The sequence below is a fragment of the Scleromatobacter humisilvae genome (assembly GCF_023231945.1).
Taxonomy (GTDB): Bacteria; Pseudomonadota; Gammaproteobacteria; order Burkholderiales; family Burkholderiaceae_C; genus Scleromatobacter; species Scleromatobacter humisilvae.
On the sequence record NZ_JAJLJH010000007.1, the window covers coordinates 211,055 to 225,521 of the forward strand.

The 14,467-nt window shown below is 69.0% G+C and carries 10 protein-coding genes; 2 read left to right on the forward strand and 8 right to left on the reverse strand.

The genetic code is table 11. The features are described from left to right. Positions 1 to 9: 9 nt before the first annotated feature. From mraY to LPC04_RS21105, 7 genes are all read right to left on the reverse strand, one after another. Positions 10 to 1,191, reverse strand: a complete 1,182-nt coding sequence (mraY, locus tag LPC04_RS21075; RefSeq protein ID WP_275684254.1) for a phospho-N-acetylmuramoyl-pentapeptide-transferase — start codon at positions 1,189 to 1,191, stop codon at positions 10 to 12. Beyond that, the gene (locus LPC04_RS21080; RefSeq protein WP_275684255.1) at positions 1,181 to 2,605 is read right to left on the reverse strand and encodes a UDP-N-acetylmuramoyl-tripeptide--D-alanyl-D-alanine ligase; all 1,425 of its coding nucleotides are present in this window, start codon (positions 2,603 to 2,605) and stop codon (positions 1,181 to 1,183) included. Before LPC04_RS21080 ends, mraY begins: the two co-directional genes overlap by 11 nt. Next, positions 2,602 to 4,155 (reverse strand): UDP-N-acetylmuramoyl-L-alanyl-D-glutamate--2,6-diaminopimelate ligase, encoded by a 1,554-nt coding sequence (locus tag LPC04_RS21085; RefSeq protein WP_275684256.1) that lies wholly within the window; start codon positions 4,153 to 4,155, stop codon positions 2,602 to 2,604. The genes LPC04_RS21080 and LPC04_RS21085 overlap by 4 nt, the downstream gene beginning before the upstream one ends. Before the next feature lie 75 nt (positions 4,156 to 4,230). After that, positions 4,231 to 6,021, reverse strand: a complete 1,791-nt coding sequence (locus LPC04_RS21090; protein WP_275684257.1) for a peptidoglycan D,D-transpeptidase FtsI family protein — start codon at positions 6,019 to 6,021, stop codon at positions 4,231 to 4,233. Further along, complete coding sequence (gene ftsL, locus LPC04_RS21095; RefSeq protein ID WP_275684258.1) at positions 6,018 to 6,380, reverse strand: cell division protein FtsL; 363 nt, start codon at positions 6,378 to 6,380, stop codon at positions 6,018 to 6,020. Before ftsL ends, LPC04_RS21090 begins: the two co-directional genes overlap by 4 nt. Positions 6,381 to 6,440: 60 nt before the next feature. Continuing rightward, positions 6,441 to 7,358, reverse strand: coding sequence for a 16S rRNA (cytosine(1402)-N(4))-methyltransferase RsmH (rsmH, locus tag LPC04_RS21100; RefSeq protein WP_275684259.1), 918 nt, complete (start codon positions 7,356 to 7,358; stop codon positions 6,441 to 6,443). A 20-nt stretch (positions 7,359 to 7,378) separates the two neighbouring features. Further along, positions 7,379 to 7,813: a division/cell wall cluster transcriptional repressor MraZ gene (locus LPC04_RS21105; protein ID WP_275684299.1), complete on the reverse strand. Its 435-nt coding sequence runs from the start codon at positions 7,811 to 7,813 to the stop codon at positions 7,379 to 7,381. 655 nt (positions 7,814 to 8,468) lie between these two features. On the opposite strand from LPC04_RS21105, the gene LPC04_RS21110 reads away from it, so the two are divergent. Both LPC04_RS21110 and LPC04_RS21115 read left to right on the forward strand, forming a co-directional pair. Beyond that, entirely contained in the window at positions 8,469 to 9,200 is a 732-nt protein-coding gene (locus LPC04_RS21110) for a hypothetical protein (RefSeq protein ID WP_275684260.1), read from the forward strand. A 37-nt stretch (positions 9,201 to 9,237) separates the two neighbouring features. Then, on the forward strand, positions 9,238 to 11,865 hold the full coding sequence (locus LPC04_RS21115; RefSeq protein WP_275684261.1) for a S8 family serine peptidase: 2,628 nt from the start codon (positions 9,238 to 9,240) through the stop codon (positions 11,863 to 11,865). Between the two features lie 127 nt (positions 11,866 to 11,992). On the opposite strand, the gene LPC04_RS21120 is transcribed toward LPC04_RS21115, so the two are convergent. Then, positions 11,993 to 14,467, reverse strand: a complete 2,475-nt coding sequence (locus tag LPC04_RS21120) for a TonB-dependent receptor (protein WP_275684262.1) — start codon at positions 14,465 to 14,467, stop codon at positions 11,993 to 11,995.

Below are 14,467 nucleotides of genomic sequence, written 5' to 3' on the forward strand. Positions count from 1 at the left end.
TCACTCGAATCAACGCAGCTTCAAACTCGCCAGCCCCACCAGGCACAGCAGCATCGTGACGATCCAGAAGCGGATCACGACCTGCGTCTCGGTCCAGCCGGACTTCTCGAAATGGTGGTGCAGCGGCGCCATCTTCAGGATGCGGCGGCCTTCGCCGTACTTGCGCTTCGTGTACTTGAACCAGCTCACCTGCGCCATCACCGACAGCGCCTCGGCGACGAACACGCCGCCCATGATCCCGAGCACGATCTCCTGGCGCGTGATCACGGCGATCGTGCCGAGCGCGCCGCCCAGCGACAGCGCGCCGACGTCACCCATGAACACCTGCGCCGGATGCGCGTTGAACCAAAGGAACGCGAGCCCCGCGCCCGCGATCGCGGAGCAGAAGATCAGCAGCTCGCCCGCGCCCGGGATGTACGGGAACAGCAGGTACTTGGAGTACACCGCGTTGCCGACCACGTACGCGAACAGACCCAGCGCGCCGGCGACGAGCACCACCGGCATGATGGCCAGGCCGTCGAGCCCGTCGGTCAGGTTGACCGCGTTGCTGGCGCCGACGATCACGAAGTAGGTCATCGCGATGAAGCCGAATACCCCGAGGGGGTAGCTCACCGTCTTGAAGAACGGCAGCATCAGGTCGGCCTTGGGCGGCAGGTCGTTGGCGAAGCCGCTCTGCACCCAGCGCACGAACAGCTCCAGCACGCGCAGGTTGGATGTCTCCGACACGCTGAAGGCCAGGTACAGCGCGGCGACCAGGCCGATCAGGGACTGCCAGACGAACTTCTCGCGCGACGGCATGCCTTCGGGATTCTTCTTCACGACCTTGCGCCAGTCATCCGACCAGCCGATCGCCCCGAAGCCGAAGGTCACCAGCATCACGATCCAGACGAAGCGGTTGCTCCAGTCGCTCCACAGCAGCGTGGCGATGGCGATGCCGATCAGCACCAGCACGCCACCCATCGTCGGCGTGCCGCGCTTGACCATGTGCGACTGCACGCCGTACTCGCGGATCGGTTGCCCGATCTTCAATTCCGTCAGACGGCGGATGACCCACGGGCCGAAGAACAGCCCGATCAGCAGCGCCGTCATCGCGGCCATCACCGCGCGGAACGTGTGGTACTGGAACACGCGCAGGAAGCCGAAGCTCTGCGGGTAGTGCTCCTGCAGCCAGGAGGCGAGGCTAAGCAGCATGGTCGGCCCCCTTGTCGTCGTGCGCGATCAGCAGCGCGACCACGCGCTCCATGCCCATGAAGCGCGAGCCCTTGGCGAGCACCGACGCGAACGCCGGCTCGGCGGCGGACGAATCGCCGAGGGCCGCGAGCAGCGCGGGGGTATCCGCGAAGTGGCGTGCGCCCGCGCCGTAGGCCTGCGCGGCATGCGTGCACAGCGTGCCGGCGCACCAGAAGTTGTCGATGCCGCGCTGCGCAGCAAAGGCACCGATCTCCTCGTGGAACGCCGGCCCCTGGTCGCCAACCTCGCCCATGTCGCCCAGCAGCAGCCAGCGCGGCGCGGGCAGCCCGGCGAGGACGTCGATGGCGGCGCGCACCGAGTCCGGGTTCGCGTTGTAGGTGTCGTCGACCAGCGGGATCGTCTTGCCACCGCGACGCAGCGACTTCAGCTGCGAGCGGCCCTTGACCGGCGCGAAGGCCTCGAGGCCGCGCACGACGTCGGCCAGCGCGATGCCCGCGCCCAGCGTCGCGGCGGTCGCGGCCAGCGCGTTGCGCACGTTGTGGCGGCCGGCCACGCGCAGCACCAGGCGCACCTGGCCCTCGGGCGTGGTCATCTCCACGTGCCACTCGGTGTCGACCCAGCGCGCGCGGGCCGAGATCTCGCAGCGGGGCCACGCACCGTCCGACTCGTCGGCGAGCGAGAAGCGCAGGCAGCGGCGGCCGGCGGCCTGCGCCTGCCAGACGTCGGCGTAGTCGTCGTCGCACGGGAACACGGCGACGCCATCGGCGGGCAGCGCCTCGATCGCCGCGCCGTTCTCGCGCGCCACGGCCTCGACCGTGCCCATGAACTCCTGGTGCTCGCGCTGCGCGTTGTTGACGAGCGCGACCGTCGGCTGCGCGATCGCGGCTAGCACGGCGATCTCGCCCGGGTGGTTCATGCCCAGCTCGATGACCGCGGCGCGGTGCGCCGCACGCAGCTGCAACACCGTCAACGGCACGCCGATGTGGTTGTTGAGATTGCCCGCGGTCGCATGCGCGGCGTCGCCGTGCGCGGCGCGCAGGATGGACGCGATCATCTGCGTCACGGTGGTCTTGCCGTTGCTGCCCGTGACCGCGATCACCGGGCCGTCGAAACGCCGGCGCCAGCCCGTCGCGAGCTGCTGCAGCGCGAGCAGCGAGTCGGTCACGACGAGTCCGTCGAGCCCCGCCTCCGCGACGCCATGCGTGCCGATCGCCGCGACCGCGCCCGCGGCGCGCGCCTGCGGCAGGAAGTCGTGCGCGTCGAAGCGCTCGCCCTTCAGCGCGACGAACAGGTCGCCCGCGCGCAGCGTGCGCGTGTCCGTGTGCACGCGCTCGAACGCGCGCGCGCCGTCGCCGACGAGTGCCGCCCCGGGCACCAACGCGACCGCGTCCGCGAGCGTCATGAAGGTCGTCATGCGGCAAGGCCCCGCTTCTTCAGGCCGGCCAGCGCCTCGTCGACATCCGAGAACGGATGGCGCACGCCCAGGACCTCTTGATAGTCCTCGTGGCCCTTGCCCGCGATCAGCACGACGTCGCTCGCGCCCGCATCGGCGAGCACCTTCGCGATGGCCTCGCGGCGGTCGACGATCTTGACGACCGGGTTGCCGTCGAACGCGCCGGCCGCGATCTGGTCGACGATCTTCTGCGGATCCTCGCCGCGCGGGTTGTCGCTGGTGACGACGGCCTGGTCGGCCAGGCGCGCGGCGATCTCGCCCATCAGCGGACGCTTGGTCGCGTCGCGGTCGCCGCCGCAGCCGAACACGCAGACCAGCTTGCCGCCGCGCGCGTCGGCGAGCGGCCGCAGCGCGGCGATGACCTTCTCGAGCGCATCGGGCGTGTGCGCGTAGTCGACCACCACTTCCGGCTGGCCGACCGCGCCCGCCGCGACGCGCTGCATGCGCCCCGGCACCGGCGTGACGAGCCCGGCCACGCGCGCGGCATCGACCATCATCACGCCCTGCGCACGCAGTCCGCCGATCACGGCCAGCAGGTTGTGCACGTTGTAGTCGCCGATCAGCGTGGTCGTGACCGGCTCGCGGCGCGCACGGCCACCGACGGCCACGTCCTCCACCAGCGTGAAGGCCAGGCCGCCATCGCGATAGCCGATCTCGTCGGCGATCAGGCGCGCGCCCGAGTCGGCGCGCGTCGAATACGTCCACGAGTCGATCTGGCCGCGGCGCAGCTCGTCGGCCAGCAGCGCGCCGGCGTCGTCGTCGATGTTGATCACCGCGGACTTCAGGCCCACCCAGCCGAACAACAGGCGCTTGGCGGCCCAGTAGTTGTCCATGCTGCCGTGGTAGTCGAGGTGGTCGCGCGTGAAGTTCGTGAACAGCGCCACTTCGATGCGCGTGCCGGCGAGGCGCTGTTCGACGATGCCGATCGAGCTGGCCTCGATCGCGCACGCGGCGAAGCCGTCGTCGGCCATGCGGCGGAACGCGGCCTGCAGCAGGACGGGGTCGGGCGTCGTCAGGCCGGTGGCCTTGATGGTCCAGTCCTGCGTCGAATCGCCCGTCGCGACAGGCATCGGCAGCGGCGGCACGCCCACGCCCAGCGTGCCGATGAAGCCCGCCCGCTTGCCCAGCAGGTTCAGCGTCTGCGCCGTCCACCACGCGGTCGACGTCTTGCCGTTGGTGCCGGTCGTGGCCACGACCTTGAGCACCTGGCTGGGCTCGTCGAAGAACGCCGCGGCGATCTGGCCGGTGGCGGCCTTCATGTTCTTCAGCGTCGCGATGCGCGCGTCCTCGAAGCCGAACGGGTCGACTTCCTTCTCCTCGACGAGGCACGTGGACGCGCCCGCCGCGAGCGCGCTCGCGACGAACGCGCGGCCGTCGTTGGCGTAGCCCGGCCAGGCGATGAAGCCGTCGTCGGGCTGGATGGCGCGGCTGTCGGTGCGCAGCGTGCCGGTGACCCAGGACTTGAGCCAGCGGGCCGCGGCGGCGGGGGATTTCAGGCGCGTGAGTGGCATGTCAGCGCCGCCCGGCCGCCCGAAGGCGCTGAGCGCCCCCGCGGGGGGCAGCGAATGGAGTGAGCGTGGGGGTCATCAATTTTCCGGTGTCTGGACGACGTTGGCCTGCGTGATCTGCGTGCGCACGTCGAGGTCGGGGGCGACGCCCAGCAGCGGCAGCGTCTGCGACACCACCTGGCTGAACACCGGCGCGGCGACGTCGCCGCCGAAGTGCAGGCCGGCCCCGGGCTCGTCGATCATCACGGCGACGACGATGCGCGGGTGCGAGATCGGCGCCAGGCCGACGAACCACGGGCGGTACTTGTTCTGCGCGTAGCCGTGGCCCTCGGCCTTGTACGCGGTGCCGGACTTGCCGCCCACGCTGTAGCCCATCGTGCGCGCCTTGGGCGCGGTGCCGCCCGGCGACGTCACCATCGACAGCATGGTCAGCAGTTCCTTGACCGTCTCCGGCTTGAACACGCGCGGGCCCGGGCCGGGCGCGGCCTGGCGCAGCATCGACACGTTCTCCAGCACGCCGTCGTTGGCGAACACCGTGTAGGCGCGCGCCAGCTGGAACAGCGAGGCCGACAGCCCGTAGCCGTAGGCCATCGTCGCCTGCTCGATCGGGCGCCAGGTCTTGTACGGACGCAGGCGGCCGGTGACGACGCCGGGGAAGTTGATCTGCGGCTTCTGGCCCAGGCCGATCGACGAGAACTTCTCCCACTGCTCCTTGGGCGTGAGCTTCATCGCCAGCCGCGCGGCGCCGATGTTGCTGGACTTCTGGATCACCTGCTGCACGGTGAGGATGCCGTTGGGCTCGGCATCCTTGGGCGCGAAGCCGCCGACCACCAGCGAGCCGGGCGTCGCGTCGACCAGCGAGAACGGCGTGACCAGGCCCTTCTCGAGCGCCGTGCCGATGATGAACGGCTTCATCGTCGAGCCGGGCTCGAAGACGTCGGTCAGCGCGCGGTTGCGCAGCTGCGCGCCCGACAGGTGATGCCGGTCGCCCGGGTTGTAGCTCGGGTAGTTCGCGAGCGCGAGCACCTCGCCGGTCTGCGTGTCGATGACGACGACGCTGCCGCCCTTGGCCTTCTGCGCGATGACCTGGTCGCGCACGCGCTGGTACGCGAAGAACTGCACCTTCGAATCGATCGCGAGCTCGATGTCCTCGCCGTTGATCGGGCGCTGCGGGTCGCCGATGTTCTCGACGATGTTGCCCAGGCGATCCTTGACCACCTCGCGCGAGCCGTCGCGGCCCTGCAGCTGCTGCTGGTACGCGAGCTCGATGCCTTCCTGGCCCTTGTCCTCGTCGCCGGTGAAGCCCACCACGTGCGCCGCGGCCTCGCCTTCCGGATAGCGGCGGCGGAACTCGCTGACCTGGTGGATGCCCTTCAGGTCCAGCTGCTTGACGGCCGCGCCGACGCCGTCGTCGACCTGGCGCTTGAGCCACACGAAGTTCGGGTTGCCATCGAGGCGGTCGTTGAGCTCGCCGACCGTCATGCCCAGCGCCTGCGCGAGCTGCTTCTTCTCGCCGGCGTCGGCGTCGACGTCCTTGGGGATCGCCCAGATCGACGGCGTCGGCACGCTCGTGGCCAGCAGCAGGCCGTTGCGGTCGACGATGCGCCCGCGGCTCGCGGGCATCTCGAGCGTGTGCGCGTAGCGCGCCTCGCCCTGCTTCAGGTAGAAGTTGGTGGCGATGATCTGGATGTAGGCGGCGCGGCCGATCAGGATCAGCGAGCCCACGCCCACGAGCACGACCAGGAAGCGGCTGCGCCACAGCGGCGTCTTCGACGCCAGCAGCGGGCTGTTGGCGTACGTGACGTTGCTCACCGCGCGGGCGCGCGACGGCTGCTGCGTCTTCCGGTTCGGCTTGTTCGGCTTGTTCATCGCGACGCTCCCGAATCGGGGGCGCTGGCCGGGGTCGGCGGCATCGTGAGCGGCGCCGACATCGGCGCCGCCGCGAGGCCGGCATCGACCACGTACTGCGTGTTGGCCGGCGTCGCGGCGCGCATGCCGAGCTTGGTGCGCGCGGTGCTCTCGACGCGCAGGTGCGTCGCCTGCGCCTGGCGCTCGGCCTCGAGGCGGCGGCGGTCGGACTCGAGCTGGCGCTCCGCGCCGTGCGCGTTCTCGATCTCGGCGAACAGGCGGCGCGATTCGTAGCTGATGCGCACGAGATAGAGCCCGCTGACGATCAGCGCGATCGCGAGCAGGACGTTGAGGCGCACCATGAGCGAGTTGCTAGACATGGAATGCCTCCGCGCTTCGCGCTGCGGTGCGCGCGTCTTCGGGCGGCCGGGCGACGCGCATCACAACCTCTCCGCCACGCGCAGGATCGCCGAGCGCGCGCGACCGTTGGTCAGCACTTCGGTCGGGCCCGGCTTGATGCGCCCCAACGCGGCCAATCGCAGCGAGGAGGACGGCGGCGCCATCGGCGCGCGCCGATCGATCTCGTCCTTGCTTTCGCGGGCGATGAAGGTCTTGACGATGCGGTCTTCCAGCGAATGGAAGCTGATCACGCACAGGCGGCCACCGGCGTCGAGCAGGTCGAGCGAACTCTTCAGAACCTGTTCGAGCTCCTCGAGTTCGGCATTGACGAAAATCCGAAGAGCCTGAAAGGTGCGTGTGGCGGGATCCTGGTTCGGCTCGCGGGTCTTGACCGTACGAGCCACGACGGCGGACAGCTCGCGAGTGGTTCGCACGGGAGCGCCGCTTTCGCGGACAGCAACAAGCGCCTTTGCAATCGACACAGCAAACCGTTCTTCCCCGTAGTCACGAATCACCTCTGCAATGTGACGCTCGTCGGCGCGAGCGAGAAAGTCGGCCGCGGTCTCGCCGCGGGTCGTGTCCATGCGCATGTCCAGCGGGCCGTCGAAACGGAAGCTGAAGCCGCGCTCGGGGGTGTCGATCTGCGGCGACGAGACGCCCAGATCCAGCAGCAGGCCGGCGATCTTGCCGATGCCGCGCTCGGCGAGCGCCGCGGGCAGCTGCGCGAAGCTCGCGTGCACGATCTCGAAGCGCGGGTCGGCGATGGCATCCGGCCCCGTCTTCGCAGCCTCGACGGCCACCGGGTCGCGATCGATGCCGATCACGCGCGCACCGGCCCCGAGCCGCGACAGCAGCTCGCGCGTGTGCCCGCCGCGGCCGAAGGTGCCGTCGACATAGATGCCGTCCGGGTTCGTCACGAGCGCGTCGATCGCTTCGTGGAGCAGGACGGTGGTGTGCAACCCCGAGTGTTCCACGATGATCAGAAGGTAAGGAGCTCGTCCAGCGCGCCCGTCGCCTGCTGCTCTTGCACCAGACGTGCTTCGTTGGCGGCGTAGACCGGCGTGTTCCAGAGTTCGAAGTGACTGCCCATGCCCAGCAGCGTCACATCCTTGTCGAGTCCGGCCCACGTGCGAAGTTCCGGACGGACCAGGAAGCGGAAGGTGGCATCCCACTCGACGTCGTCGGCATGGCCGAGGAACACGCGCTTGATGCCGACCTGCGAGAACGGCAGCTGGGCGACTTTCTCGCGAAAGGTTTCCCAGTTCGGGCGCGGAAACACCATGAGGCACCCGTGCGGATGCTTGGTGACGGTGAGGCGGCCGGCACACAATGTCTGGAGGTCGTCGCGATAACGCGCCGGCATGGAGACTCGCCCCTTGCCATCCAGCGTCAGCGCCGACGGACCTTCAAAAATCAGAGATGCCACAACCCACCACAAAAGTGCACTTTGATGCACTTTAACGAATCACTCAGGGTGGGTCAACGCGTCGCGCGCCGAAAAAATCAATCAAATCAAGCACTTAGACCACGTTCTGCAAGCGAATGTCGTTCTAAATGAAGGACTTGCGCGTGGCTATGAAAGTGAAGTGTTAGCTGACTTCACCGGGCCTAGTTCGTGGGGGATTTCCCTCATTGCGGCCATGGCCGAGCAAAATTCGGCGAAATGTCGCTGAGGCCGAGTTGGATGGGGCAACTCGCCAGAGCCCGATTCTGGGTTGGCACTAGCTCACCAAGTGAGCCTGCCGGGCCAAAGAAAACGCCCCGGCTGCCGCACCGACAGTCGCCCTCGCGATCACCCGCGCCGTGCCACTGCACGTGACGCGGGCTGTCGACACTGCTGTCCAGTAGCAAAACAATCCCACGAGCAAGGGGCCGGCGCGGCGGAAGCCCCGCTTGCGCTGTCGAGCTCACCCTGCCAGATTTGTAACGCCCGTTACAAGAAGGAGGCGCGCCGGACAGGTCCGGCACAGGGAGAGGACAGTCTCGAAGCATTCGCCCCGCCGAGATCGGCCGAGTCGCCGGCTTTCCGCAGGGGTGGAACAACCATCACTCAACACTGCGGAATCAACATGGCTCAAAAGATGATCAAGGCTGCGGCGCTCGCTGGATTCGCGCTGGCCGCCGCCAGTACGGCCTTTGCCACCCCCATCAGCTACACGGAGGTCGGCGACGCCGGCGACATCGTCACCGGCACGGTGCAGACGGTCACCGGCGCCGCCGGCAGCACGGTCACGTCCATCAACGGCGCCCTGACCGCGAACGGGGGGGGCATCACCGATGGGGATGCCTACAAGATCTACATCAGCTCGCCGTCCGCCTTCTCGGCCTCGACGACCGGCTTCACGCCGGGCGTGAACTCCTTCGATTCGGAGCTGTTCCTCTTCAACCTGAACGGCACCGGCATCGTCATGAACGACGACGACCCGGGCGGCAGCGGCTCGCAATCCTCGATCACGGCCGGCAACGCCTTCACTGCCGGGCTCTCCGCCGGCTACTACTACCTGCTGATCACCGGCTCGGGCATGGACCCGAGCAGCGCCGGCAGCCTGATCTTCCCGAGCTGGACGGATGGCTCCGATGCGACCGGCGTGTACGGGCCCAAGGCCGGCGCAGGGGCGATCACCGGCTTTGGCGGAAGCAGCAACGAAGGCGGCGCCTATTCGATCGCGCTGAAAGGCGTGGGCATCGCCCCGGCCGTCGGCACCGTGCCCGAGCCCGGCACGCTGTGGCTGGGCCTGACGGCCGGCCTGACCTTGCTCGCCGCGGTCCGCCGCCGTGCCGGCAAGCCCGACGCGCAGTGAATTTGCGAATGCTCAGAGTTCAACCGGAGATCGCCACATGACTTCCAAGAAACTTCTCGTCCTGACCCCGCTGGCCGCCGCGCTGGCCGCCGCTGCCGTGTCCGCGCAGGCCCTCGGCGCGCCGGCCGCCGCCATCTCGGCCCCGAAGGCCCTTCCAGAGAACATGGCCTTCGGCCTGCGCGACCTCGTGGAGGCCTATCAGGCGCCGACCCAGAACGCCGCCACCGCCGAGGCGAGGGCGACCACGCCGCACGCCAGCTTCCGCGCGAAGGCGGCCGACATGAAGCGCGCGCGCGTCGATGACGCCGATCGCGTCCTCGTGGACGTCTACCTCGACGGCTCGGTCACGATCGACCAGGCGGTCAAGGACTACCAGGCGCTGGGCGCCACCGTCGTCGCCCGGCTGGACTGGTATCACCAGGGCGCGCTGTCGCTGTGGGTGCCGGTGAGCCAGGCCTCCACCCTCGCCGCCAAGCGCGGCGTCGGGTCCGTGCAGCTGAGCGTCAAGCCCCGCCATCACATCGGCGTTGCAACCTCGCAAGGCGCGGTCGTGCTGAAGACGGAGGGCCTCAACGCGAGCGGCTACCTGGGCGCGGGCATCACGGTCGGTGCGATTTCCGACAGCTTCGACAAGCTCAAGACCACCGGGACGGGCACCAGCAACGCGCCGCTGTTCCCCAACGTCAAGTACGCCCAGGACCAGGTCAGCGGCGACCTGCCGGGGCCGAACAATCCGAACGGCTACACGACCCCCGTCAACGTCATCAAGGACTACACGAGCAGCACCGGCGTCGAGGACGAGGGCCGCGCGATGCTGCAGATCGTGCACGACCTGGTGCCGGCGGCGCACCTCGCGTTCTACACGGCCGACGTGTCCGAGGTCGACTTCGCGGCGGGCATCGTCGCGCTGCAGGCGGCCGGCTGCCAGGTCATCGTCGACGACGTGGGCTACTACGACGAGCCGATGTTCTCCGACGGCCCGGTCGCCAAGGCCGTCGACAAGGTCAACGCGCTGGGCGCGAACTATTTCTCCTCGGCCGGCAACGACGACAGCTCCGGCTACACGGCCACCTACAACCCGGTGGCCAACAGCGCCACGTCACAAGCCACCCTCCTCGCGCAGGGCGTGAACTACAGCGGCCTGACCGCGGCGGAGAAGGGCGCCATCGTCTCGTTCCACAGCTTCGGCACCAACCCGGACGGCACGCCGATCCTGGTGCAGAACATCCGCATCCCGGGCACCAACGCGGACGCCACCGGCGTCCTCGCGTTCCAGTGGGACGATCCGTACAACCTCACCGTCGGCGGCGTCAAGCAGGTCACCACGGACTACGACATCCTCGTCTTCAGCGCCGCGGGGGCCATCCAGTCCTCCCGCAGCGGCCAGACCAACAACATCAGCACGAACACGCCGATCGAGCTGCCGGGCACTGCGCTGAATCCCGCCACGTCGTACAAGATCGTCATCGCCAAGACCAACCGGTCCTCGGGCGTCGGCGCCGGCGTGACGCCGGACCTCGCAACGCACATCCGCTACACGATCGAGACGGACGACACGCCGGCGCGCGGCGACTTCCTCACGATCAGCAACCCCGAAACCCACGGCCACCCCGACGCCGCGGGCGCCACCGGCGTGGCGGCCTATCGCTACGACGTCTCGCCGGTCGCGGACATCCACGATCCGACGCACAAGATCTATCCGGTCGTCGAGCAGTTCTCCTCGAACGGCCCGGTCGTCAAGTACTTCGACACGAACGACCAGCGCCTGGCCGTTCCCATCACGCGCAAGCAGCCGCTGCTGGCGGCCGTCAACGGCACGGACACGACCTTCTTCCCGCCGGTGGGCGTGACCGGCAACACGCCGCCTGCCGCGCCTGGCCCGGGCAACCCGAGCCCGAACGACTTCGACGGCAACGGCTGGCCGAACTTCTTCGGAACCAGCGCCGCGGCGCCGCACGCCGCCGGCGTGGCCGCCCTGCTGCTGAGCGCCGCCCAGGCCAACGGCATCACGCTGGCGCCGGCCGACGTGCGCAATCTGCTGACCAGCACCACGCAGGGCAACTCGGACCAGACGCCCAACTACACGTCGGCCACGGCCGGTCCCGTCGTGGTGGGCGCCAGCGGCTGGGCGCGCACGGACAACAACTTCTTCCGCGTGGCCTACAACGGCGCGGCCGGTTCGACGCTCAACACGCTGACGATCGACCTGTCCAACGTCGGCATCCACTTCGACCAGACCACGGCGATCCCGACCGACACGACGACCACGGCCACGGCCACGGGCGTCGTCGTCAGCGCGTTCAACGGCGCGACCGCACCGCCCGCGGGCGGCCTCAAGCCCAGCGTCACGAGCTTCACGGTGACCAACGGCGCCAGCGGCACCTCGTCGGTCCTGACGGTCAACTTCGCGAACTTCCTGCCAGGCGCCACGCTGGACTTCGGCATCGGCCGACGCAACGACGGCACCAACATCTTCGGCCAGCTTGCCGATCCGATCGGCGGAAGCCCGCAGATCGGGACGACCGGCGCGACGATCTCTGCGACGACGAGCGCCAGCACGTACAACGGCAGCTTCGTCAACACGTTCGGCAAGAAGTGGAACTACAAGACCGGCTACGGCCTGATCGACGCGCAGGCCGCGCTGAACCTGCTGCTGGGCCACTGAGCCCCACACGGCGACCGCGGCCGCAAGCCGCGGTTCGCCGGGCAAAGAAATGGGGGCGGCTCCCACCGCCCCCCAAGGACAATCTCGCAACGACGCCGGCAGGCGGGCGCAACGAGAAAGGCAAGGCTCACAGCTTGGCGCTGAATTCGATCTGGAACCTGCGCGGATCGGTGACCGACGCCGTGTAGGGCACGCCGACGGCCGCGGACAGGTTGCTCAGGCCCGTCACGTAGCGCTTGTCGAACAGGTTGTTGACGATCAGCGCGACGCCCCATCGGTCGGCCGGCGCCGACCAGCCCAGGCGCGTGTCGACGCGGTCGTGCGCCTCGCCGACGCGGTACGTGGGCGTCGACAGGCAGCTGCCCTGCGTCGCCGAATCGGCGTTGCAGCGGGTGGCGCCGATGTGGCTGCCCTGCAGCGTCCAGTCGGCCTTTCCGCCGGCGAGCGCCAGCGTCACGTCGAGGCCCGCGGCCAGCGACAGCATCGGCGTGCCGTAGGGCTGGCCCGTCAGGTCGTTGCCGACCGGGTTGGTCTGGCCCTTGTACTTCTGGTCGATCCACTCGCCGTTGGCGAACAGGCGCAGCGGCGCGGCGACCTGCCAGTTCAGCTCGCCGTCCACGCCCGTGGCCTCGACGTTGCTGACCGTGATCTCGTAGTGGCCCACGCCGCCATCGGTGGGCTGCACGAAGGTGATGGCCTGCAGGTTCTTGAACAGGTAGTGGAACAGCGAGGCGCTGTAGGTGATGCCGGCTTCCGCGACGCGGCCCTTGGCGCCCAGCTCGTAGCTGGTGATCGTCTCCGGATCGAAGCGGCCGTTGTTGGCCTGCGTGCTGACCGAGTTGAAGCCGCCTGCCTGGTAGCCGCGCGTCACCGAGCCGTAGACCATGGTGTCGGGCGTGAGCTGGTGATCGATCACGAGGCGCGGGCTGGTGTTGTGCCAGGTCTTGCTCGAGTACACCGGCGCCGCCATCCACTCGGGATTGGTGAACTCGATGTTGGTGCCCTGCAGGCCCTGCACCAGACCGCTCAGGCCGTCGGCCGTGGGCTGGTCGATCGCGCCGGCGGCGACGAGCGCGTTGAAGAAGTCGGGCGACAGCACGCCCAGCTGCGCATCCAGGCCCGGCGCCGAGCGCAGCGGGCTGTACCAGCTGAACTTCTTCGTGTCCTGCGTGAAGCGCACGCCGGTGGTCACGTTCGTGCGGTCGCCGACGTGCCAGATCACGTCGGCCATCAGCGCCTCGGAGTGCGCGGCCAGCGTGTTGTGCATGCCTTCCTCCCAGCTCTGGCCCAGCAGGTCGAAGCCGGGCACACCGGCCTCCGCGGCGATGCCGTTCAGCAGGCCCAGCGGCGGCCCGGGCAACGGCGACTGGCCGGCCGCGATCAATTGCTGGTCGACCAGTTGCTCCAGCACCGGATCGAGCGTCGTGGTGTTGGTGTTGACCCGGCTCAGCTGCGCCGAGTGCTCGGTCGAGAAACTCGCGCCGACGAGCCAGTCGGCCATCCTGCTCTTGCCGTTGAGGCGGAACTCCTGCTCGAAGGTCGAGCTCTTCTCGAAGTTGCCCGTCGACAGATACGTGGCGGGGTTGTCGGTGCCGTCGTTGTCCTCCACGTTGACCGAGTTGAAGTGGCGCCAGCCGGTGGTCGACGTGAACGTCATCCTGTCGCCGAGCTCGTGCTCGATGCGAAGGTTCAGGCCGTTGAACAGGCGCGACTCGACGCCGCCGATGGCATCGTTGCGCAGCTGCTCGTGGCGCGGATCGATGTAGGTGATGACCGAGCGATCCTCGTTGAACGAGCCGGCGGCCCAGATCGGGCGCGGGCGCTCGTTCAGGTCCTCGTGCTCCCAGGTCAGGACGACGCTGGTGTCGTCGGACGGCGACCAGCGCGCGCCCATGCGCGTGCCCCACGTGTGCGCCTGGGGGTTCTTGCGGCCGTCGGTGGCGTTGGTGGCCCAGCCATCGCTCTTCTCGCCGACCGCCGAGATGCGCAGGTCGAAGTCCTCGCTCAGCGCGCGGTTCAACACGCCCTCGGCGTGCACGGTGCCGTAGTTGCCGGCGCGCACGAGGCCCGAGGCCAGGTTCTGGCCGTCCGGGTCGTTGGTGACGATGGAGATCGCGCCGCCCGCGCTGTTGCGGCCGAACAGCGTGCCCTGCGGGCCCTTGAGCACCTCGACGCGCTTGACGTCGTTGAAGTTCAGCAGCGCGCCGCCGGTCTTGCCGGTGTAGACGCCGTTGACGTAGACGCCAACCGGCGCGTCGGTGCCGATGCCGAAGTCGCCGTTGCCCAGGCCGCGCAGCGAGTAGCTGGGCTGCGTGGGTTGGCTGGCGTCGATCGCCAGGCCCGGCACGAAGTCGGCGACCTGCGCAAGGTTGACGGCGCCGACCTTGGCGATCTGTTCCGGCCCGAGCAGCTGGATCGCAATGGGCACCTTCTGGACTTCCTGCTTGCGGCCTTGCGCGGTGACGGTGACCGTCTGGACGTCGTCGGCCGGCGCCGACGCCGCGGCGTCGGGCGCGGCCGCCTGCGCGTGCGCGCCCGCGCTCGCGAGCGCGGTGATGGCCAGGGCGATGGAGCTCAGGTGGCGGACGGGAAGTCGTTGCAT